19 protein-coding genes are annotated in these 20,202 nt (G+C 36.2%); 9 read left to right on the top strand and 10 right to left on the bottom strand.

The annotated features are described in order from the left end of the window. Nucleotides 1-23: 23 nt before the first annotated feature. From ABD682_RS13015 to ABD682_RS12990, 6 genes are all read right to left on the bottom strand, one after another. Complete coding sequence (locus tag ABD682_RS13015; protein WP_344741943.1) at nt 24-1,397, bottom strand: TlpA family protein disulfide reductase; 1,374 nt, start codon at nt 1,395-1,397, stop codon at nt 24-26. A 90-nt stretch (nt 1,398-1,487) separates the two neighbouring features. After that, nucleotides 1,488-2,342, bottom strand: coding sequence for a substrate-binding domain-containing protein (locus tag ABD682_RS13010; RefSeq protein WP_344741941.1), 855 nt, complete (start codon nt 2,340-2,342; stop codon nt 1,488-1,490). A 16-nt stretch (nt 2,343-2,358) separates the two neighbouring features. Beyond that, the gene (locus ABD682_RS13005; protein ID WP_344741939.1) at nt 2,359-3,222 is read right to left on the bottom strand and encodes a nucleoside phosphorylase; all 864 of its coding nucleotides are present in this window, start codon (nt 3,220-3,222) and stop codon (nt 2,359-2,361) included. Next, complete coding sequence (locus tag ABD682_RS13000) at nt 3,222-4,154, bottom strand: DUF1835 domain-containing protein (RefSeq protein WP_344741938.1); 933 nt, start codon at nt 4,152-4,154, stop codon at nt 3,222-3,224. The genes ABD682_RS13005 and ABD682_RS13000 overlap by 1 nt, the downstream gene beginning before the upstream one ends. 4 nt (nt 4,155-4,158) lie before the next feature. Then, nucleotides 4,159-4,488: a translation initiation factor gene (locus ABD682_RS12995; RefSeq protein WP_344741937.1), complete on the bottom strand. Its 330-nt coding sequence runs from the start codon at nt 4,486-4,488 to the stop codon at nt 4,159-4,161. A gap of 3 nt (nt 4,489-4,491) precedes the next feature. Beyond that, nucleotides 4,492-5,442, bottom strand: coding sequence for an isopenicillin N synthase family dioxygenase (locus ABD682_RS12990; protein ID WP_344741935.1), 951 nt, complete (start codon nt 5,440-5,442; stop codon nt 4,492-4,494). 136 nt (nt 5,443-5,578) lie between these two features. Here ABD682_RS12990 and ABD682_RS12985 point away from each other — a divergent pair, with 136 nt between their 5' ends. Continuing rightward, nucleotides 5,579-7,582 (top strand): alpha-ketoacid dehydrogenase subunit alpha/beta, encoded by a 2,004-nt coding sequence (locus ABD682_RS12985; protein ID WP_344741934.1) that lies wholly within the window; start codon nt 5,579-5,581, stop codon nt 7,580-7,582. A 4-nt stretch (nt 7,583-7,586) separates the two neighbouring features. Further along, nucleotides 7,587-8,006: a 3D domain-containing protein gene (locus ABD682_RS12980; protein ID WP_344741932.1), complete on the top strand. Its 420-nt coding sequence runs from the start codon at nt 7,587-7,589 to the stop codon at nt 8,004-8,006. Between the two features lie 24 nt (nt 8,007-8,030). Here ABD682_RS12980 and ABD682_RS12975 read toward each other — a convergent pair whose 3' ends face one another. Together ABD682_RS12975 and ABD682_RS12970 are read right to left on the bottom strand one after the other, a co-directional pair. Next, nucleotides 8,031-8,585 carry an ExbD/TolR family protein gene (locus ABD682_RS12975; RefSeq protein ID WP_344741931.1) on the bottom strand — a complete coding sequence of 185 codons (555 nt, stop codon included), beginning with the start codon at nt 8,583-8,585 and terminating at the stop codon, nt 8,031-8,033. A 61-nt stretch (nt 8,586-8,646) separates the two neighbouring features. After that, nucleotides 8,647-8,781 carry a hypothetical protein gene (locus ABD682_RS12970; RefSeq protein WP_344741929.1) on the bottom strand — a complete coding sequence of 45 codons (135 nt, stop codon included), beginning with the start codon at nt 8,779-8,781 and terminating at the stop codon, nt 8,647-8,649. A gap of 588 nt (nt 8,782-9,369) precedes the next feature. Here ABD682_RS12970 and ABD682_RS12965 point away from each other — a divergent pair. The 4 genes from ABD682_RS12965 to ABD682_RS12950 all read left to right on the top strand — a co-directional run bounded on the left by ABD682_RS12965 (nt 9,370) and on the right by ABD682_RS12950 (nt 13,816). Continuing rightward, a complete protein-coding gene (locus ABD682_RS12965; RefSeq protein ID WP_344741928.1) occupies nt 9,370-10,047 on the top strand; it encodes a hypothetical protein in 678 nt (225 codons plus the stop codon). A 132-nt stretch (nt 10,048-10,179) separates the two neighbouring features. Next, nucleotides 10,180-11,736, top strand: coding sequence for a DEAD/DEAH box helicase (locus tag ABD682_RS12960; protein WP_344741926.1), 1,557 nt, complete (start codon nt 10,180-10,182; stop codon nt 11,734-11,736). A gap of 103 nt (nt 11,737-11,839) precedes the next feature. Further along, nucleotides 11,840-12,754 (top strand): EamA family transporter, encoded by a 915-nt coding sequence (locus ABD682_RS12955; RefSeq protein WP_344741924.1) that lies wholly within the window; start codon nt 11,840-11,842, stop codon nt 12,752-12,754. 15 nt (nt 12,755-12,769) lie between these two features. Beyond that, the gene (locus tag ABD682_RS12950) at nt 12,770-13,816 is read left to right on the top strand and encodes a glycosyltransferase family 9 protein (protein ID WP_344741923.1); all 1,047 of its coding nucleotides are present in this window, start codon (nt 12,770-12,772) and stop codon (nt 13,814-13,816) included. Between the two features lie 5 nt (nt 13,817-13,821). Here ABD682_RS12950 and ABD682_RS12945 read toward each other — a convergent pair whose 3' ends face one another. Continuing rightward, nucleotides 13,822-14,934 carry an AEC family transporter gene (locus ABD682_RS12945; RefSeq protein ID WP_344741922.1) on the bottom strand — a complete coding sequence of 371 codons (1,113 nt, stop codon included), beginning with the start codon at nt 14,932-14,934 and terminating at the stop codon, nt 13,822-13,824. Further along, nucleotides 14,934-16,127 carry a pyridoxal phosphate-dependent aminotransferase gene (locus tag ABD682_RS12940; RefSeq protein ID WP_344741921.1) on the bottom strand — a complete coding sequence of 398 codons (1,194 nt, stop codon included), beginning with the start codon at nt 16,125-16,127 and terminating at the stop codon, nt 14,934-14,936. Before ABD682_RS12940 ends, ABD682_RS12945 begins: the two co-directional genes overlap by 1 nt. 193 nt (nt 16,128-16,320) lie before the next feature. Here ABD682_RS12940 and ABD682_RS12935 point away from each other — a divergent pair, with 193 nt between their 5' ends. The 3 genes from ABD682_RS12935 to ABD682_RS12925 all read left to right on the top strand — a co-directional run bounded on the left by ABD682_RS12935 (nt 16,321) and on the right by ABD682_RS12925 (nt 20,190). After that, nucleotides 16,321-16,698 carry a hypothetical protein gene (locus ABD682_RS12935; protein ID WP_344741919.1) on the top strand — a complete coding sequence of 126 codons (378 nt, stop codon included), beginning with the start codon at nt 16,321-16,323 and terminating at the stop codon, nt 16,696-16,698. 212 nt (nt 16,699-16,910) lie between these two features. Continuing rightward, the gene (locus ABD682_RS12930) at nt 16,911-17,543 is read left to right on the top strand and encodes a dioxygenase family protein (RefSeq protein WP_344741917.1); all 633 of its coding nucleotides are present in this window, start codon (nt 16,911-16,913) and stop codon (nt 17,541-17,543) included. A 181-nt stretch (nt 17,544-17,724) separates the two neighbouring features. Continuing rightward, nucleotides 17,725-20,190 carry a YfhO family protein gene (locus ABD682_RS12925; protein WP_344741916.1) on the top strand — a complete coding sequence of 822 codons (2,466 nt, stop codon included), beginning with the start codon at nt 17,725-17,727 and terminating at the stop codon, nt 20,188-20,190. The last annotated feature ends 12 nt before the right edge of the window (nt 20,191-20,202 follow it).

Genomic DNA, 20,202 nt, shown 5'->3' with positions numbered 1-20,202 from the left:
GCTTTTTTTTATGTGTATTTCAATTAAATATTCAATTCATTAAATAAGGAAATGAGTTCAGGATTAGAAGGTCTTGGTGCAGTAGCATCAACGATATTACCCTCAGGATCTATTAAAATAAATCTTGGGATACCCTGAATTTTATAATCGTTTACAAATTTTGATTTCCAATCGTTATCTGCAAACAACTGAATACCGCCTAAATCTTTGTCTTCAACCATAGCTTTCCAGGCATCATGATCCTCTTGCTTGTCGATAGAAACGCTTACAAAAGCAATGTTCTTTCCATGATATTGTTTTTCTACTTCCTTTAAAAATGGAATTTCACGTTTGCAAGGTCCACACCAGGTGGCCCAAACATCAACGTAAACATATTTACCTTTAAGGTCGTCTAACGAGGTAGTTCCTCCTGCATAATTTTCATAATCAACAAATTTTGGAGAAGGATTTCCTGGATTTAATATTTGTAATTCGTTGTATTTATCTGTGATGATCTTCTTATAATCATCATTTGTTGAATTTGCCATAAACGACTTATAGAAGGCATCAAGATCTTTGGTGTAATTTATATTGAAATTAGCAAAGTCAAATAGTAAACTATTTTTAATGGTATCACTTTCGATCGCTCCAACCGTTTTGATGTAAGCCATATCATTTTCAATGGAATCCTTTTTCGCTAAAGCCTTACTTTTATTCATGTAATAGGAGCCTACCATACTTTGATAGTCATTGGAGTACAGGTAATCTTCTTCATTGGTATAATCGATGGAATCAGCTTCATCCAAAAAACCCTCTGATACTGAGAATTCAGGGTTATTGGTATAATACTGGTGCGCCTCTTCATAGTTCATCAACATATTCAAATAGGCATAATTAATATTACGCTTTTCCTTGGTTTTAAAATCTTCAGATAAACCATCTGTAGCGTTCAATAGAGAATCTTGAGATGTTTTTAACTTTTCCGCTTTTGCTTTAAAATCAGCTTCGCTCATAGAATAAGCATCCTTGCTACTGCCAAAATTCTCACTGGTCAAGGTCTTTTTTGTTCTCAGGTAATTATTAGCCTCAGCCCCTGTTCCTGTTATGCTTAAAGTATTGTCGAAGTCAGCATTATCGTAGCTAATATTCAAATTATAACCAGGTTCTAAATGCAAAAAAATAGGATGTTGACCATCGTAAAGCACATAAGACGGCGATTTTACATAAAGGGTGTCTATAAAATCACCTTCATCTGAAAGGTCAAGTGCTTCTCTGAATGATCGGTCGTAAGTATTTATAGTAAGCTCGCCATTTCCGGGGTTTGTAATTTTACCGGAAATAACTACATAATCTACGGTGGCATCTGGTTTACATGACGCAAACAAGAGAATTGTAAGAATGCTTAAAAGATATTTCATTGCAATAGTGGTTTTGAGATTTGGACAAATATATGTTTTTAAGAAAAAAAATATTTTAATGCTTTGTTAATTTTTATTTGAAATAAGGGTTTAAAGGGAGGCTGTAAGTGCTTCGTATTCAAAAATTTCAGGGATAATCTTTAATTTATATAAATGCTTTTGCGCCTTTTGAATTGTAGGTTCGTCTAAAAGAGATTGTGACCATTCTGTTATTTTTAACCAATCCTCAACATCTTCAATTTCTAAATTATAGGATTCGGAAATAACTTTTTCAATATGATCTATTGATTTAAAATCCTGAGAATGTTCATTAATTATTCTGAGTAAGTCTTTTAGTGCTTCAGGCTCTCTCTCGATCATGTTTTGGTTTGCAGCGATTACAAAACAAGGCCAGGGGGAAAGGCAATTACCAATTCGACGCAATTGACCACTATCAACAAAAGGTTTGGTCATAAATTTCTCCCAGAGGAAATAATCTACGGTTCCATTCTCAAAACCATGAAGCGCACCCTCAATATTTTGAATCGTATTGAATTTTAAGTCCGTTTCAATATCCCAATCATTTTGTTCGGCGTTGATATATGCCATTAAATGCGATCCTGAACCCATGCGGCTTATAGCGGCTGTTGTTCCTTTCAGATCATCAACAGTTCTGTATGATGAATCATGCGCTACATGGATACCCCAAACTAAAGGCGACTGCACATACGTTTGGATGATTTTACTAGGATTTCCGTTAACAATATCTTTGATGATCCCTTCGGTAAGAATGATGGCAACATCTATATCACCCGTTCTTAAAGCCTCACACATATCTCCGGTACCTCCTGGATAATCTATCCATTTGAGATCGATATTTTGCTTTTCAAAGGCTTTATTGCTTTGGGCCAAATGCCATGGCAAATTAAAATGTTCAGGAACGCCTCCAATTGTAATTTGTGTCATGATTAATATTAGGAATTTAAAACCTATCCAAAGTATAGGTTATCAGGTTTTCAATGGTTTGGCCGGGATCAGCGCTAAATGTACCACTCGCTCGATTTGCAATAATCGCGTTTAATGAAAGCGCATGATGCCCTAAAAGTTGCGATAAACCATAAATAGCCGAAGTTTCCATTTCAAAATTTGTAGAATGAATACCTTTAAAACTGAATGAAGCAATCTTGTTAATTAACTCGGGATCGCGGAGTTTCAGACGTAAAACGCGACCTTGAGGACCGTAAAAACCACCGGCGGTTATGGTAAGTCCTTTGTGTGTCAAAGCACTTTCAAATTTATTTTCTAATAATGAACTATTCTTCACGATGAGTGGACGCGCTTTATTTTCATCCCACCGGGTATGTTTTATAAAAGCATCTTCAATGTCAGGATGTTGAATGGATTCTGTTTTATAGGAGTGAAGCATGCCGTTGATATCCAACCCAAAAGAACTCAAAACGAAAGCATCAACAGGGACATCTTGGTGCAGTGCCCCGGAAGTTCCAACCCGCACAATATTCAAACTTGTTAGGTTTTCTTTGGGTAAGCGGGTTTCAAGATCAATATTTACCAGAGCATCCAGTTCATTCATTACAATATCAATATTATCCGGGCCGATGCCTGTAGATATAACTGTAATTTCTTTGCCTTTGTAAGACCCGGTATGCGTTACAAATTCCCGCTTTTCAGTTTTAAAACGAATAGAATCAAAATGCTTTGAAACTTTGGGGACCCTGTTTTGATCGCCCACAAAAATGATATTATGAGCAATATTTTCCGGTTTAAGATTGAGGTGATAAACACTGCCATCCGGATTTAAAATGAGTTCAGAGGGTTGTATAGCCATTAGGAAACGGTTTTTACAAGTTTATTTTCATGCGTATTGAACTGGAAATCCAGTTTATTCACCCCGCCAAAAGGCGTATTATTATTAATTTCTTCGGAAAAATTGTGCTGCCCCAGTAAGGCCTCGTGACCTTTTCTGTTTAAAGAAATGAGGTCTTCTTTTTCATTAAAAAATATACTTAGTTTTTCGATAATTCGATTCATTTGCAGATCGCCATAACCATAATATCCCTGGTAATTCAAGGCATAGCCCAAAAGGTGATTTCGCGATTTTATAGTATGATCACGAATGATAGTAAGTATATTATTTTCCAAACGGTTTAAACCCGTGAAGGTATTTGGAAAGCGCTCCAGATGAGCCTTCAAACAGTTGCTTAGATATTTAAATGTAGAATTGGTAACTATGAACGGTTTTAGAAGATTATGGTCTTTACCACAATAGATTCCCCAAATGGATAATACCATATCGATATCCTTTGGTGTTAATTTCACTTTTTTATCAAAGTGACTAAAAAGTTGATTATCGGTTAGCTCGGTTAAGGCTTTTAAATTTTTACTACCGCGAACCCGGCCGCTGGTAATGAGGTAAATGGGTAATTTGATCTTTTTTTGTTGAATTAAAGCTATAACGCCGATCATATTCATATGGCAGAAAAGATCGTATTCAAACCACAGATTTATTTCAGAATATTTTTCAGGATTTTCCATTTTTTTAAGAGCTTTCTTAATTTCTGCAGTATTTAGTTCAATGTCATAAAACTTACTAAAAAACCCTTTTCTAAGCTTTATAAATTCAGGAGAATCTATAGTTTCAATGGTAGGTCCTTCACATAACATTTCCTGCCATGTCAGCATATCCCCTGAAAATTGAAGTTCCTCCAAACGAGCGGTTAGAACGCTGCCATTAGTGATGTGAAGGGGTCTTTTAGCCATAGTGTTATCCTCCAACGCGTTTTACACGAAACCCCTTATCTTTCAAGATTTCCATGATCTTATCCCGGTAATCGCCCTGGATGATTATTTTTTCATTTTTAAAACTACCACCAACACCAAGAGTGGTTTTTATATCCTTGGCCAGGATCTTGAAATCCTCCTGAGCGCCATTATATCCCTCTAAAATGGTAATAGGCTTTCCTTTGCGCTTTTCATATTTACAGATTATCGGCTCATCCTGAAGCCAAATATCCGATTGCTCAGCATTCTGGTCTTCTGATTCCGGTACCTCGTGCTCTGGAAATAGTTGTTTAAGTTGATCTTTTAAATCCATTCTCTATTTTTTGATCAATCCGAGCTCCATGAGACGTTCATTTAAAAATTCGCCTGCTGTAATGTCCTCGTATAATTTGGGATGATCCTCATCTATACAATTCTCCAGAACATTTAATTTCATGTCGCTAATAGGATGCATGAAAAAAGGAATGGAGTAGCGAGAGGTTCCCCAAAGGTCTTTAGGTGGATTTATCACCCGGTGAATAGTAGATTTCAATTGGTTATTGGTATGGCGAGACAGCATATCGCCAACATTGATCATGAGTTCATCAGGTTCGGCGATGGCATCGATCCATTCACCTTTATGATTTTGAACTTGTAAACCACGACCCTGAGCACCCATCAATAGGGTTATTAAGTTGATGTCGCCATGAGCTGCCGCTCGAACAGCTTCCTTAGGCTCTTCCGTAATTGGAGGATAATGAATCGGTCTTAAAATTGAATTTCCGTTATGGATGTATTCATCAAAGTAGTTTTCTTCAAGATCTAAATGAATAGCTAAAGCTCTAAGCACAAATTTGGCTGTTTTCTCCAGCATTTTATAGGCTTCTTTGCCAACTTCATTAAATTCAGGCAATTCTTCAACAATTACATTATCAGGATATTCATTTTTTAATTTCGGATTATCTTCAACATACTGACCGAAATGCCAGAATTCCTTAAGATCGCCTTCCTTTTTTCCTTTAGCACTCTCTTTTCCGAAAGAAACGTAGCCTCTTTGACCACCAATGCCCGGAATTTCATATTTCTGTTTGGTTTCAAGAGGAAGATCAAAGAATTTTTTAACCTCGCCATATAAGCGTTCAACTAAAGCATCATCTAAGAAATGTCCTTTTAAGGCAACAAAACCAATCTCTTCATAGGCTTTTCCGATGGCATCAACAAAGGCTTGTTTTTTGGATGGGTCATTCGAAATAAAATCTTTTAAATCTACGCTGGGAATACTATTCATTATTACTTATTTTAAAATATCTGCAAATACAAATGTACAAAAACATTGCTAAGATACTGCTATAACAAAGGTCATAGATTAAACTTCGGGATTCCACTTTTTATGGTATCTTTGATTGAAGTAGATAATCAAATTTATGAGTCAACAAACCCAAACAAACCCTATTGATTTTCAAACTGAAGGGCTACAACCAGAATTTTTAATTTCCCTTTATAAAAACCTTCTAAAACCCAGAATGATAGAGGAGAAGATGCTTATTCTCCTGCGACAGGGAAAAATAAGTAAATGGTTTTCCGGAATTGGCCAGGAGGCTATAGCCGTAGGCGTTACAATGGCTTTGCAAAAAGAGGAATATATTTTACCTATGCATAGGAATCTAGGCGTTTTTACATCTCGGGAAATTCCTTTACACCGACTTTTCGCGCAATGGCAAGGTAAAGCTTCCGGATTTACAAAGGGCCGGGACCGTTCTTTTCATTTTGGTACACAGGAATTCAAGATCGTAGGAATGATCTCGCATCTAGGTCCGCAATTAGGTGTGGCTGATGGTATTGCTTTAGCTTCAAAATTAAAAGACAAAAAGCACGTTACTGCGGTATTTACCGGCGAAGGGGGTACCAGTGAAGGCGATTTCCATGAAGCTTTAAACGTAGCATCCGTTTGGCAATTACCGGTACTTTTTTGTGTAGAAAACAATGGTTATGGTTTATCAACCCCAACAAATGAGCAATACCGATGCGACCATATAGCCGATCGTGGTTTAGGTTACGGTATGGAATCTCATATTATTGATGGAAATAATATTTTAGAGGTTTACAACACGATAAGTCGTATTGCAGAAAGTATTCGTGATAATCCTCACCCGGTTTTAGTGGAATTTAAAACTTTTAGAAGGCGCGGTCATGAAGAGGCTAGTGGTACGAAGTATGTTCCTGAAGACTTAATGAAAGCCTGGGAGCAAAAAGATCCGGTAGATAATTTCGAGCGGTTTTTAGTGGAGAAAGCTATTTTGAACGATGAAAAAATATCTGAGATTAAAGCTGCAATAACTCATGAGATCAATGAAAATTTAGCTACAGCTTTTGACGAAAATGATATAGACTCTAGTGAAACAGATCAATTAAATGATGTATTTAAAACATTTGAATATCAAGAAATTAACAGTAAAGAAGAGTTAAGAGAAATCCGGTTTATAGATGCGATTTCCGAAAGCTTAAAACAAAGTATGGAGCGGCATGAAGATCTGGTATTGATGGGGCAGGATATTGCGGAATACGGTGGTGCTTTTAAAATTACAGAGCAATTTGTTGAATGGTTTGGAAAAGACCGCGTTCGTAACACACCGATCTGTGAATCTGCTATTGTTGAGGCCGGTATGGGATTGAGTATTGCCGGGATAAAAAGTATAATTGAAATGCAATTTGGTGATTTTGTGAGTTCCGGATTCAATCCAATTGTTAATTATTTGGCCAAATCATACTATCGTTGGCAACAGGAAGCGGATGTGGTTATCCGGATGCCCTGTGGTGCAGGCGTAGGAGCAGGGCCGTTCCACTCACAAACCAATGAGGCCTGGTTTACTAAAACACCCGGTTTAAAAGTGGTTTACCCGGCTTTTCCTTATGATGCCAAAGGTTTGTTGAACACAGCCATAAATGACCCGAACCCCGTTTTATTTTTTGAACATAAGGCATTATACCGAAGTATTCGACAGGAAGTTCCTCAAGATTATTACACGCTGCCTTTTGGAAAGGCTTCAATAATTTCTTCAGGAACCGACGTAAGTATCATTACCTATGGTGCAGGGGTTCATTGGGCTTTAGAGGTTTTAGACCAACATCCTGAAATATCAGCAGATCTTATCGATCTGAGAACGCTTCAACCATTGGATAAGGAATCTATTTTCAATTCGGTTAAAAAGACCTCAAAAGCCATTATTCTTAATGAAGATTCCCTATTTGGAAGTGTTTCCAGCGATATTTCTGCCATGATCATGGAACATTGTTTTGAATATCTGGATGCCCCTGTGAAACGGGTGGGAAGTTTAGAAACGCCTATTCCTTTCGCCAAAGCTTTGGAGGATAGGTATCTGGCCAAAAACCGTTTTGAATCTGCCTTGCTGGAGATTCTAAATTATTGATATTATGTTTTTACGCATCCGGTTTATATCTGTTCTTTTTGTAATGCTTTTTTTGAGTTGCAAGGAAAACACAAAATCTTTTGAAGTGGAATATCACTGGGAAAGTCTGGATGTCATTGCCACGGCCTATAATGCTTTGGAATATCAAACCGACAATGAGCCGCATTTAACGGCATTCGGTGATAGTTTGGTAGCAGGACAGAAGTATATAGCCGTTTCGCGAGACCTATTAAAATTGGGGTTAACGCATAATACACCTGTAAAAATTGAGGGTCTTGAAGGGATCTATTGGGTTAAAGATAAAATGCATTTCCGTTGGAAAAAACGTATTGATATCTTTATGGGTAAAGACATCGATGCCGCTCGTAATTGGGGTAAAAAAAGAGTTTGTATCACTTACGGAATTTGTAAGGACACCTTATGAGGGTATTAAATTTTAAAATTTTTATTATCGCGTTTTCGCCTCAGAAATTTTGAATGGATATGCTTTTTTAACCGTTTCCATGTCTTCTTTTGTAAGATCTTCCGGTTTTTTATTTAAAACATGAGCACTGTATTCAGATCTTAATTCATAAAATGCTTTCGTGATTTCGTCCTGAACATAAATAAAGGTTTTGTAATTTGATTTTTTACCATATTGAATTGAAATTACAGCCTTTTCAGGATTTTCTGAAAGTTTTTCGTTTCGCTTTCCATGACAATATGAACAGCTGCTATCTCCATTATTGTCAACAAAAAATGTCACTTTATCTTTTAATTGTTCTGGCGGAATGATCTCATTATTCACCATAATTTCATTTTGATTGTTGATGTTGATTTGAAGTATGTTACGTTCGGCTATAAAGCCATCGCAATCATTGGTGGGACAGTCTTTCGGGAGCATTCTGGTTATTCCCTGATCAGAAGAAATAGAGGCGGTTACAAGGAAAAAAATAAGTAATAAAAAAGCGATGTCGGCCATAGAGCCTGCGTTTACCGAGGGTACAAGTTTTGAGTGTCTCATAAGAATTGTTTTTAGCGTTCTTTTTAATAGACACAAAAACAGTACCAGACATCGCTTTTAGTTAATGGGCATAGCGTTTAGCACCTTTCCAGGTGGTAGCTTGCGTATAATTATTGATCAAAATACGTCTGGAGATAAAAAGATTTTCTCCAAATAAAGTATCGCTACGTCGTAAAATGGATTTTAAAGGTTTCATTTTCGTTGTTTGTTTCGTTGATTTTTTAAAAAAAAGACGTCACTTTTTCGGTGACGTCTTTAGAGTTCTGTTAAGCTTTATGGCTTAAAACGTTGTGTTATCTGTAACGTCTTTTTGTGTTCCACTGATAAGCTTTCGATGCTTTGAAAGTTTCACTTATCTGATTGTTGTGAAGGGTTCTCATAATTACTGTTGTTTTTTGATGATTAGTACTTAAATTAAATGGTTACTTATCTGTAACGTCTCTTGATATTCCATAGATAAGCTTTTGATGTTTTAAATGTTTCACTTATCTGATTGTTGTGTAAAGTTCTCATGATTTCTGTTATTTTTTGATTGTTTTATACTTGATAGACGACTAAGAATAAAAATTGTTACAGTACTATGCATTACAAAGTAGTATTTAACACATTTTTAACTAAAATAGGGTGGAAAGAACCCATTTATTTCAATCATTTTATATTGAAATCACAATTTTTGAACTATTGGGAACGATTTTTGTTATTTTCTTATTAAAATTAAGATGTCGTTTACCATCTTGAAATTTTAATAAATATATTTGAACTCAATTAACGGCGAATAGCTTGTATGAAATTAATTTTACCATTCATATTTGTAATATGTTTTGTTGGAAAAGGGTTTTCTCAAGTAGAAAATCAAAATAAAAGCAAAACCATACCTGCTGTTGAAAGCAAAAAGGATTCCTCTGATGTTATTGTTATCAAACCTTTAGATTTAAATAAAAAGGATAACAGTGATTTTAATGGGATGAATGTTCCAAGTATTGCTCCCAAACTTGAAATGCCTAAAAAGGAATTTTCTATGTTGCCTAAGGAACAGTTTGGAAATCCCGGAGAATTGTTCGAAAAGCGTTTTCAAAATAAAAGTAATGCTATTAAGCGTGAGCTAAATCTGGGAACCAAAGGAAGTAAAACCGACCAGTTTTTTGGTGAAATAAAAACGAAATCGAAATATGTTCGTGTTATGTATCGGGATTACGGGGAACAAGACGGAGACCTGATAAGGGTTTATGTTAATGATAATATATTAGAGTATCGCGTATTATTAGCTAATGCTTATGGTGGATTTGAATTTGAGTTAAAGCAGGGTCAGAATGTTTTTGACTTTTTAGCTATTAACGAGGGATATCTTGTTCCAAACACCGCCCAATTCCAAATTGTCGACGATTCCGGTAATATCCTGGCATCTGATATGTGGGCTCTTTCAGAAGGTGTTAAAGCCACTATCGTTATCACAAAAGAATAACTTTTTAATTTTTGAACATTTTTCAACATGGAATAATTCTATGCTGAAATTATTCCTATAAAAATTTTCCATCAAAATAATCGTCTAAAACCTTCAAAAGGTGTTATTTTTGCAAATCTGAAAAACACAAGCATGTCCAAAATTTCTACTTTAGAACTCGAAGATCGCAAGGAAGGAAAAAAATTATACAGTTATCAGAAAGGCGCTATTAATAAGATATTCAAAAGCTTTGAAGAGTCGCCGGACGATTACCATTTATTATACCAACTGCCTACCGGTGGTGGTAAAACAGTTATTTTCTCGGAGATTGTTAGGCAATACCTGAAACATCACCAAAAGAAGGTTTTGGTAATGACCCACCGTATCGAGCTTTGTAAGCAAACTTCAAACATGCTTACTGAATTTGGTGTGGTAAATAAGGTTGTAGATAGTAAAGCAGATCTCAGTGATCAGGGAGAATACAGCTGCTTTGTGGCGATGGTAGAAACCCTGAACAACCGTTTAAATGATGATAAACTGGACATTTCAGATATTGGTTTGGTGATTATTGATGAGGCGCATTACAACTCCTTCACAAAACTCTTTAAGTTTTTCAGTAAATCCTTTATTCTTGGCGTAACGGCTACACCCCTAAGTTCCAGTATGGAATTACCTATGACTGATAATTATGATGAACTTATCGTAGGTGAAAGTATCGAATCTTTAATTGAGAACGGATTTTTGGCTCGAGCAGAAATGTATTCCTATAATGTTGGTCTTACATCTTTGGTTGTAGGAGCTAATGGTGATTATACGGTAAAATCATCAGAGGATCTGTATACGGCTTCCGATATGCTTTCAAAGTTATTACAGGCTTACGAGGAGCGTTCAAAAGGTAAAAAGACCCTGATCTTTAATAATGGTATTAATACGTCGCTACATGTTTATGATACTTTTAGACGTGCGGGATATCCAATAGCGCATTTAGACAATACAAATACCAAGAAAGAGCGCGCCATGATCTTAAAATGGTTCAAGAAAACACCTGATGCCATTTTAACCTCGGTAAGTATTTTAACCACCGGGTTTGATGAACCCACAGTTGAGAGCATTATTTTAAACCGTGCAACTAAATCCTTAACGTTATATTATCAAATGATAGGAAGAGGTTCTCGTGTTTTAGAGAATAAAAAAACCTTTCAGGTAATCGATCTTGGTAATAATTTTCATCGTTTTGGTCCGTGGGGAGATAATTTAGATTGGCAGCGTATTTTTAAATCACCGAATTATTATTTGGATTCTTTATTGAGTGATGAAGAGCTCGAAAGTAATTTCCGCTATGAAATGCCGGATGAATTGCGGGAGAAGTTCTCAAATTCTGAAGAGGTTTATTTTGATATTCAGGAGTGTTATGTAAGTGCCGTTAGAGCAGGGGAATCATCTAAAGTTGTTTTAGAACGTTCCATTGCCCAGCATGCTAAAATTTGTATCGAAAACAGTGAAGATGTTTACGACGCGTTGGCTCTGGCGAAGGAGTTAGGAGACGATATTGATCATCGCATAGGTAAGTATACCAAATGTATCAGTAAGAGTACCTTTAACTTCGTGGAGTGGTTGAAAGGAGACTATCGCAAAAAATTAAATTCATATTTACGTACCAATTTTGATGAAGTTTTCGAAGAGATTCACGGGTATCCACCTGAAGATTAATCTTTTCTTCAAATTTCTTTTCAAAAATTAAAAACCTTAAAATTAGCCGTATCTTTGGCGCATATTTAATCTGATAATTTAACGCCAATTTACTTTTAAATAGATGCCTAAACCTTCCAAAACCTTAAGTATCGTCCTGGCGTTTTTCGCAATATATGTGATTTGGGGTTCTACTTACCTTTTGAACAAAATTGCGGTTTCAGAGTTGCCTCCTTTTTTGCTGGCTTCCATTCGTTTCATCAGTGCTGGTATTATCATATTTATTATTGCTAAAATTATCGGGGTGAGTATTGCCATTACTGCGGAACAATTAAAAAATACGGTTATAGCCGGGTTTTTATTTTTAACCTTTGGCAATGGGGTTGTGGTTTGGGCACTTAAATACGTTGATAGTGGTTTTACGGCATTGGAAATCTCTGCACAACCGCTTGTGGTTCTCATTATGATGCGCATTTTACAGGGTAAGAAAATTTCGGCTATGTCTTACGTGGGGGTATTTTTGGGCTTTATTGGCATTTATTTATTAGTGAGTCAAAAGCAAATTATTAGTCAGGAAAATCAGTTGTTGGGAATGGCCATGATCTTTGTTTGCATGATAAGTTGGGCCTATGGCAGCCTGTTTGTTGGTAAAGCTAATTTACCGTCTAATTATTTTGTGAATACGGGTTACCAAATGCTGTTTGGTGGCTTGATGTTGGTTATTGCCAGTTTGGCCTTCGGTGAAACCTGGTCGGCGCCAACCCATTGGAGCCCAAATGTTATCTGGTCAATTGTACTTCTCATTATATTTGGGAGCATTGTTGCATTTACCTCATTTAATTATTTGTTGAAGGTGGTGTCTCCTGAGAAAGTAAGCACAAGTACCTACGTAAACCCAATAATTGCGTTAATTTTAGGTTGGTGGATCTTGGATGAAACGATAAATTTACAATCCATAATTGCTGCCATAATTCTACTCACGGGAGTTTATTTTATCAATTCAAAACGGAGGTTCAGACCTCGGAGTATCGGACGTTAAAATCATTTTTATTGTATGTCTTTCAAAACGGAAATCAATAAGATAAGAAGAAACATCATGCACGGCCTTACAAAACGAATTGGCCGTTCCTACAGGGAGCCAAAACATGGTGAATTCAGCGCAAAGGATATTAAAAATGTATTGATCATCAGGCCAAATCATCGCTTAGGAAACCAGTTGTTGTTAACACCATTGGTTCAGGAAGTTTCAGTATTATTCCCCGATGTACAGATCGATATTTTTGTTAAAGGTGGTGTGGCGTTTCCTGTGTTTCAAAATTATGAGGCTGTAAAGCATATTATTCCTTTACCCAGAAAACCTTTCAACAATTTAATTACCTATTTTAAATGTTGGTTTTCCATCAAACAAAAACCATACGACCTTGTTATTAATGCTGATAAAAACTCATCTTCAGGTCGCTTATTAACGCAATTAGCTAAATCTAAGATCAAGATATTTGGTGAAATTCATCCTTCAATTGAAAAAAACTATACCGATCACAAGCATATTTCGAAATATCCTATTTATAATTTGCGCTATCATTTAAAAAAATGGGGGTTCGACATAAATCGGTCTGAGGTTCCTCTTTTAGATATTAAATTATCTCCGGATGAAATTTCAAAAGGAAAAATTATTTTGAAGAACCTGGTAAAAAATGATAACCCTACGATTTGTATTTACACCAATGCCACCGGTAATAAATGTTACTCTGAAGCCTGGTGGGAGCGATTTTATTCCCGTTTGCTAAAACAATATCCGGAATATACCATCATTGAAATGTTGCCAATAGAGAACACTTCTCAAATTAACTTTAAAGCACCAAATTTCTACAGTAAGGATATTAGGGAAATGGCAGGTATCATTAAAAATACAGCGGTTTTTATTGCTGCCGATAATGGCGTGATGCATTTGGCAAGCGCTGCATTAAATCCAACCGTTGGTTTCTTTTCTGTTACAGATCAGGATATTTACGGACCGTATGGAAATGGTAGTTTTGCGATTAATACCAATAATTCTGATTTGGATGATTGGATCGCAAAAATTGATACTATTTTAAAATAAAAAGATCAGGCGTCTTCATGTGCTTTGTAGCGATCTTTTACTTGAGCTCCTTTTTTGAGGTAATTAATGAATGGTGATGCTATACCTAATAAAAACAGAACACTTGCTAATTTTAGCTGGTGGTTATAATGTGCAAACGTATCTCCTGCGGTTAATATTCCTAAGATCAAAATCACAGAAAGTGGAAGTGAGAAGGTGAGGATTGCTAAAGCGAAATCCATGTTAAAGGTTTTGCGCTCTTTGGGTAATTCTAATTCCTTGTCAGCCACGCCACAAATATGAGCAAAGGGCCAAAAACTACAGGCACTTAATCCAAATACCAGATAGAGTAGTATATCTTCTTCAACGGAGACATGGAGTAAGTGACACATAGATCCGATAATAAAAACCGTTAATGCGGCCCGAAGCATCAACAAGGAAAATATTTGAAGAAACTCTGTTTTTTGAATGCGAACAGATAAGCCAATAAATATGAGCACCAAAGGCGCCATAATAACACTAAGCCGGTTGAGGATCTCCTGAATAACTTCCGGTAGATTGGTATTGTCAAAACCCAACCCTAATAGAATCAAAGCCACAATTATAAAAGCGTTGATAGGTTCTAAAAGTAACGTTTTTACGAGGCTTGTTATTTTATTCTTGGTGGGTTGTTTTGCTATGGACTGATTATTTAAATACCAACGCAAGGCGAGTAAATAAAGCACCAGAAGAACGAAAAACTTATTACCCAGGTCTGCCATGGCAGCTTTAGCGAGGTAATCCTGACCTAAAAATTCTAAAATAAAAGGGAAGCAGGACAAACCGGGCGCTAAAGAAGGCACTAATAACCTGGTGGTGTTAATTGTAGTTTTATCTTGAACGCCGAGTAATAACATAAGTCCCGGAGTTATAAAATAAAGTAAGATGTTAAATCCTAAAGCTAAAAAAGGCAATAGGAATAATCCAAGATTGATGTGGATCTTGAGGAGTGCAATAAAGATCGTAGCCGGTAAGGCTAAAAGCAATATGATCTTCTTCAAGCCATTGACCTCATCTTTTGAAGTGAATTTTCGCTTCAGTAAGATGCCAATAACAATAAATAAAATAAAAGATAGTGCTTTTAGTAAACCATCTGTCATTAAGCAAATATTTCATCCATAGCAGCAGTGAACATGGTCATTTCATCCATAGTTCCCATGCTCACACGGCACCAATTTTTACCCCAGAATTTAAAGGCTCGAACAGCCACTTGTTTGCTGTATATTTTTTCCAGGAATGTATTGCCTTCCATCGGAATTTCAAAAATCATAAAATTAGTTTGCGACGGGATGTAGTAATAGCCATGACGGTCTAAATAAGCTTGTGTATAAGCTCTGGCTTCGGCAATTTTGGTTTTACACATATCCAGAAACTCTGAGCCTTCCAAACTGGTCTTGGCAGCCATGATAGATGGGCCTGTGATTCCCATTCCTGCTCGCGTAATATCGTTAATTTTATTCAGGGTTTCTTTTTTACCAACAAGATAACCGATACGAAGTCCGGCCATTCCGTGAATTTTTGAGAAGGTACGCGCTACCATAACATCATGACCTTCGCTTACTAAATCTACCACACTATCTTTAATACCGTTATCAGAAAGTTCGATATAAGCTTCATCCACAAATACAGGTACTTTTTTGGAGACACGACGGCAGAAATCACGTAAGCGTTGTGCATTGGTAACAGATCCTGATGGATTGTTAGGATTACAGATATAAATGAGTTTTGTGTTTTCGTCTATTCCAGCCTCCATAGCATCCAGGTCATGTTGATAATCTTCTAAAAGCTTGTAAGATTTCCATTCACCGCCAACAGCTTGAGAAACGATCATCAGCGACATGTAGCTAGGATCGGCACTGATGACATTACCACCTTTTTGAAAAAATACCATCGCTGCTTTCTCTAAAAGATCAGAAGATCCCGGAGCCATAATAATTTGGTCTTTGGAAACATTCTCTTTTTCAGCGATCACATCAATAAGAGCATTTAAAGTTTGCCAGGCGTAACGATTTCCTGAGAACACATCATCTTTAAAAGCTTGCGCAGCTAATGGTGGTGGGCCATAAGGGTTTTCGTTCGCACGTAAAATGGCCTTAATCTTAGGTTCGTTATATCCAACAGGAGGGGTAAACTCATTAAATTCAAATTTATTCTCAAATAAAAATGGACGATTTTCCAATTGTGCTTGAGCAACGGTTTTGGCCCAAATATCGTGTGGCATCATAGCCATTCCGGCCATCGTTAAAACGCCTTTTTTAAGCCAATCACGACGGTTAATTTTTGTGGAATTCATAGTGTAATTTTTTGGTTAGTTATTGCAATAAGTGCAACTAATTTAGTTATTATATTTGATTTTTTTTATGAATACGAAATTTTAACACATTATTATTGGTATAATTAGCGAATGATTAATGAAACTGTAATTGATTTTTAGTTTTACAATTTGACTCGCCTGGTATTTTTAGTTATTTTAAAGAAAAAGACTAATGATGAAATACCTAAAAACACTTATTTTTATTTGTATTACCCACATAGCTTTTGCTCAATACCCGGATACTACCATTGAAACTCCGGAAATTAGAGCCAAGGCAGAAAAGTTAACAGCAATTTATGATGCAAAATTAGGCTTAGACGGTACCCAACTTCCAATTTTTCAGAATAAGGTTGCAGATTACCTGACGCTATCTAAAGAGATTAAAGAATCCTATAAAGGAAAAGAAGCCTTAGACAAACTTACCCAGCTTATGGTTAAGGAATCATTAGAAATGAAAGACCTTTTAACCAGAATTCAATACAACCAATATAAAAAGATCAGGCAATCCGTTCAACCTTTAGAAGTGGTTGTTAATACTGATGAAAAATAATTTTTAATATTTTAAAACATTGTTTTACAGTATTTTAAAGAAAAAAATACAGCTTTTTTGCATTAAAGTACATTCATCGTTGAAATTCTACTTCTGAACTGTTCAACGAATAAATTAAGACATCAAACGAATTTTTTATTTTCAAACCTGTTGTGTTTCATAGCTTTGGCAGAAGGAAATGATATCTTAATTGAACTAAAATATTAATCCAAATGAAAAATCTCCCAAATTTATTATGCACAGCCTTGGTCGCTTTTGTTGGTATGAGCTTAAATGCTCAGGACATTGCGTCACTTTATACCAACGATATTTCAAATTATAAGGAACGAAATCCTGTTTACGATTACACTGAAGTAAATTTAAACAGTGTAGATACAGTTCCAGACTACGCTTCTAAAGATCAAAAAATAAAAATTTCAGGTACTGTTTACCAAAGTGATGGTGTTACTCCTGCAGCAGGCGTGATCCTTTACGTTTTTCAAACAAATGAAAAAGGTAATTTCAAAACTCAAAGAGATGACCAGGGTAAACGTTACGTAAAACACCGCGCCTGGGTAAAAACAGATAATGATGGTAAATACACTATTTACACATTTATGCCCGGTAAATATTATCACAGAAAGGAACTTAAACAAATTCAACGTATTGTTAAGGAACCAGGTAAAGAGCCTTATCAGTTAAATCCTTTCTTTTTTGATGATGATCCTTTAATTGCTGATTTGACCTTAGCCTGCAGATCAAGAGTCGCTCAAAGTATGTTGCGCCTTAACGAGAAGGATGGTATGCTTATAGCAAATGAAGATATTCGATTGAATCAAAATACAATTTTTTCTATAGAACAATAACGGTTATTTACTTTTGACTAACTAATATTCATGGCGCATCCTTCGGGGTGCGTTTTTTTTTATATCACGCATTCAAAACCTTATTTGATTAACCCGCATTGGAAATGATTTAAATGCTGATTCTACAATCAGATTAAAAAATTATATTTAATTTCACGCCAATTGAATTTAAATATATTCCATGCAATTTTCAATAAAAAAGATCATCCCGCACATCTTGGTAATTTCGGGATTTATCGTATTGGCCTTAGCTTACTTTAGTCCTGTTCTTCAAGGGAAAGCTCTTTTTCAAAGCGATATCATGCAATATATTGGCATGAGTAAACAGCAAAAGGATTTCAAGGCAGAAACCGGAGAAGAAACTTACTGGACCAATGCCGCTTTTGGAGGCATGCCTACATATCAATTGGGCGCTCACTATCCGCATAATTACATAAAAGATTTAGATTTAGCGATAAGATTTTTACCTCGCCCGGCCGATTATCTGTTTCTTTATTTTATTGGATTCTATATCCTGTTGTTGGTATTGAAGGTCGATTTTAAACTGGCCGCAATTGGTGCTCTAGCCTTTGGTTTTTCAACATATTTGATCATTATTTTGGGTGTGGGTCATAACAGTAAAGCCCATGCCATAGCATATATGCCATTAGTTCTCAGCGGCATATTGCTAACCTTCAGGCAAAAATATCTCGGTGGTTTTTTACTCACGACTGTAGCTCTGGGTCTGGAAATGGTTGCTAATCATTTTCAAATGACTTATTATTTGTTGTTGTTGGTCATTATTTTGGGAATCGCTTATTTTATTGATGCTTTTAAGAAAAAAATTCTACCCCATTTTTTTAAATCTGTGGGCATTATTGCAATTGCAGCTGTGTTAGCCATTGGTTTAAATGCTACAAATATTCTTGCTACACAGGAATATGTTAAAGAAAGCACGCGTGGAAAAACAGAACTTACTATAAACCCTGACGGCTCGAAGAAACAAACAACTTCCGGTTTAGACGAGGATTACATCACTGAATACAGTTATGGCTTCTGGGAATCATTTAATTTGTTCATTCCTCGATTTATGGGTGGTGGTAATGGTGAAGATGTGGGGAAAGATTCCGAAACTTATAATGCCTTTAGAGCTCTGGGGGCCTCACCGGCGCAGGCTTCTCAAGAAGCTTCGAGAGCGCCCATGTACTGGGGAGATCAACCCATTGTTGAAGCCCCGGCTTATGTAGGTGCTGTTGTTCTGTTTTTATTTGTTTTTGCTTTGTTCCTTGTAAAAGGTCGTTTAAAATGGTGGCTTCTCGGAGGTACTTTGGTATCCTGGATATTATCCCTGGGCAAGAACTGGCTTTTTGTGAACGATCCACAGCCAGACAGCAATCCCATAACAAATTTTTTCATTCATTTTGTGCCCTTGTATAATAAATTTAGAGCCATTACATCGATTCAGGTAATTCTGGAACTTTGTGTTCCTGTTTTAGCAGTTTTTGGCTTGGTAAAATTATTTAGTTCGAAAATCAGTAATGAGCAAAAGCAAAAAGCACTAAAATACACAACGATTATTACAGGTGGTGTTGCCGTGATATTTTTACTTTTTAAAGGTGCTTTTTTCGATTTCGTTGGAGGCAACGACACCTTATACCGGCAGAGTTATGGGCAGGCCTTCGTGGATGCCTTAAAGACAGACCGGAAAACTATTTTTACTGAAGATACCTTAAGAACTTTAGCTCTTGTTTTAGTAGCCGCAGGTTTAGCTTACGCCTATTTAAAGGATAAGTTAAAAGGAGCTTGGGTAATGGCCGGTTTTGCCATTCTTATTTTAATTGATTTAGTAGGAGTTGATAAGCGTTATGTTAATAATGATGATTTTGTCTCAGCAGTTCAGGTAAATAAGCCTTATCAAGCTAATGATGCTGACAAACAAATTATGCAGGATACAACTTATTACAGGGTTTTCGATCTTACAACAAATTCAACAAAACCATCCTATTTTCATAATTCACTCAATGGATATCATGCGGCAAAACTGAAACGTTATAACGAGGTGTTTAATTGGTATGTTACTCAAAACAATCTTAATGTTTTGAACATGCTGAATACGAAATACATCATTGCTCAAAATAAAGATGGCGGAGTTTTTACATTCACGAATGATGAAGCGAATGGAAATGCCTGGTTTATTAATCAGTTTAAAGTAGTGGATTCAGCAAATGAAGGTATTAAAGCTTTGGATAGTCTTGATAATAAGCATGTAGCAGTCATTAACGAAAAAGATATTGATAGCTATTTCCAGAGAGAAGTACCCCAAACTTTTACGGTGGATTCAACGGCTGCAATCCGACTTAAAAAGCACCTTCCAAATTATTTAAAATATGAAACACGGAATAACCACAAAGGGTTTGTTGTGTTTTCAGAAGTCTATTACGGTCATGGCTGGAAAGCCTTTATTGATGGAAAACAAGTGCCTTACGTTAGGGTAGATTATACATTACGTGGTTTGGCTGTTCCTGCAGGAAAGCATCAGATTGAATTTAAATTTGATCCGGAAGTGGTAAAAACGGGAAGCAGTATAGCTCTTGGCAGTTCTTTGTTATTGGGCTTACTTTTATTGGGTAGTCTCATCTTTTCAATTAAAAAACAGCAACAACCCTGATGTTTTAGCAGG

It is taken from the genome of Gaetbulibacter aestuarii (assembly GCF_039537665.1).
Lineage (GTDB): Bacteria > Bacteroidota > Bacteroidia > Flavobacteriales > Flavobacteriaceae > Gaetbulibacter_A > Gaetbulibacter_A aestuarii.
This window is presented reverse-complemented; position numbering and strand designations above follow the sequence as displayed.

Excerpts from the sequence above, each read along its gene's own strand:
- ABD682_RS13000 (WP_344741938.1), bottom strand. The coding sequence starts at position 4,154 with ATGGCTAAAAGACCCCTTCACATCACTAATGGCAGCGTTCTAACCGCT.
- ABD682_RS12980 (WP_344741932.1), top strand. The coding sequence starts at position 7,587 with ATGTTTTTACGCATCCGGTTTATATCTGTTCTTTTTGTAATGCTTTTT.
- ABD682_RS13015 (WP_344741943.1), bottom strand. The coding sequence starts at position 1,397 with ATGAAATATCTTTTAAGCATTCTTACAATTCTCTTGTTTGCGTCATGT.
- ABD682_RS12935 (WP_344741919.1), top strand. The coding sequence starts at position 16,321 with ATGATGAAATACCTAAAAACACTTATTTTTATTTGTATTACCCACATA.
- ABD682_RS13010 (WP_344741941.1), bottom strand. The coding sequence starts at position 2,342 with ATGACACAAATTACAATTGGAGGCGTTCCTGAACATTTTAATTTGCCA.
- ABD682_RS12965 (WP_344741928.1), top strand. The coding sequence starts at position 9,370 with ATGAAATTAATTTTACCATTCATATTTGTAATATGTTTTGTTGGAAAA.
- ABD682_RS13005 (WP_344741939.1), bottom strand. The coding sequence starts at position 3,222 with ATGGCTATACAACCCTCTGAACTCATTTTAAATCCGGATGGCAGTGTT.
- ABD682_RS12930 (WP_344741917.1), top strand. The coding sequence starts at position 16,911 with ATGAAAAATCTCCCAAATTTATTATGCACAGCCTTGGTCGCTTTTGTT.
- ABD682_RS12990 (WP_344741935.1), bottom strand. The coding sequence starts at position 5,442 with ATGAATAGTATTCCCAGCGTAGATTTAAAAGATTTTATTTCGAATGAC.
- ABD682_RS12975 (WP_344741931.1), bottom strand. The coding sequence starts at position 8,585 with ATGAGACACTCAAAACTTGTACCCTCGGTAAACGCAGGCTCTATGGCC.
- ABD682_RS12945 (WP_344741922.1), bottom strand. The coding sequence starts at position 14,934 with ATGACAGATGGTTTACTAAAAGCACTATCTTTTATTTTATTTATTGTT.
- ABD682_RS12955 (WP_344741924.1), top strand. The coding sequence starts at position 11,840 with ATGCCTAAACCTTCCAAAACCTTAAGTATCGTCCTGGCGTTTTTCGCA.
- ABD682_RS12985 (WP_344741934.1), top strand. The coding sequence starts at position 5,579 with ATGAGTCAACAAACCCAAACAAACCCTATTGATTTTCAAACTGAAGGG.
- ABD682_RS12950 (WP_344741923.1), top strand. The coding sequence starts at position 12,770 with ATGTCTTTCAAAACGGAAATCAATAAGATAAGAAGAAACATCATGCAC.
- ABD682_RS12925 (WP_344741916.1), top strand. The coding sequence starts at position 17,725 with ATGCAATTTTCAATAAAAAAGATCATCCCGCACATCTTGGTAATTTCG.
- ABD682_RS12940 (WP_344741921.1), bottom strand. The coding sequence starts at position 16,127 with ATGAATTCCACAAAAATTAACCGTCGTGATTGGCTTAAAAAAGGCGTT.
- ABD682_RS12960 (WP_344741926.1), top strand. The coding sequence starts at position 10,180 with ATGTCCAAAATTTCTACTTTAGAACTCGAAGATCGCAAGGAAGGAAAA.
- ABD682_RS12995 (WP_344741937.1), bottom strand. The coding sequence starts at position 4,488 with ATGGATTTAAAAGATCAACTTAAACAACTATTTCCAGAGCACGAGGTA.
- ABD682_RS12970 (WP_344741929.1), bottom strand. The coding sequence starts at position 8,781 with ATGAAACCTTTAAAATCCATTTTACGACGTAGCGATACTTTATTTGGA.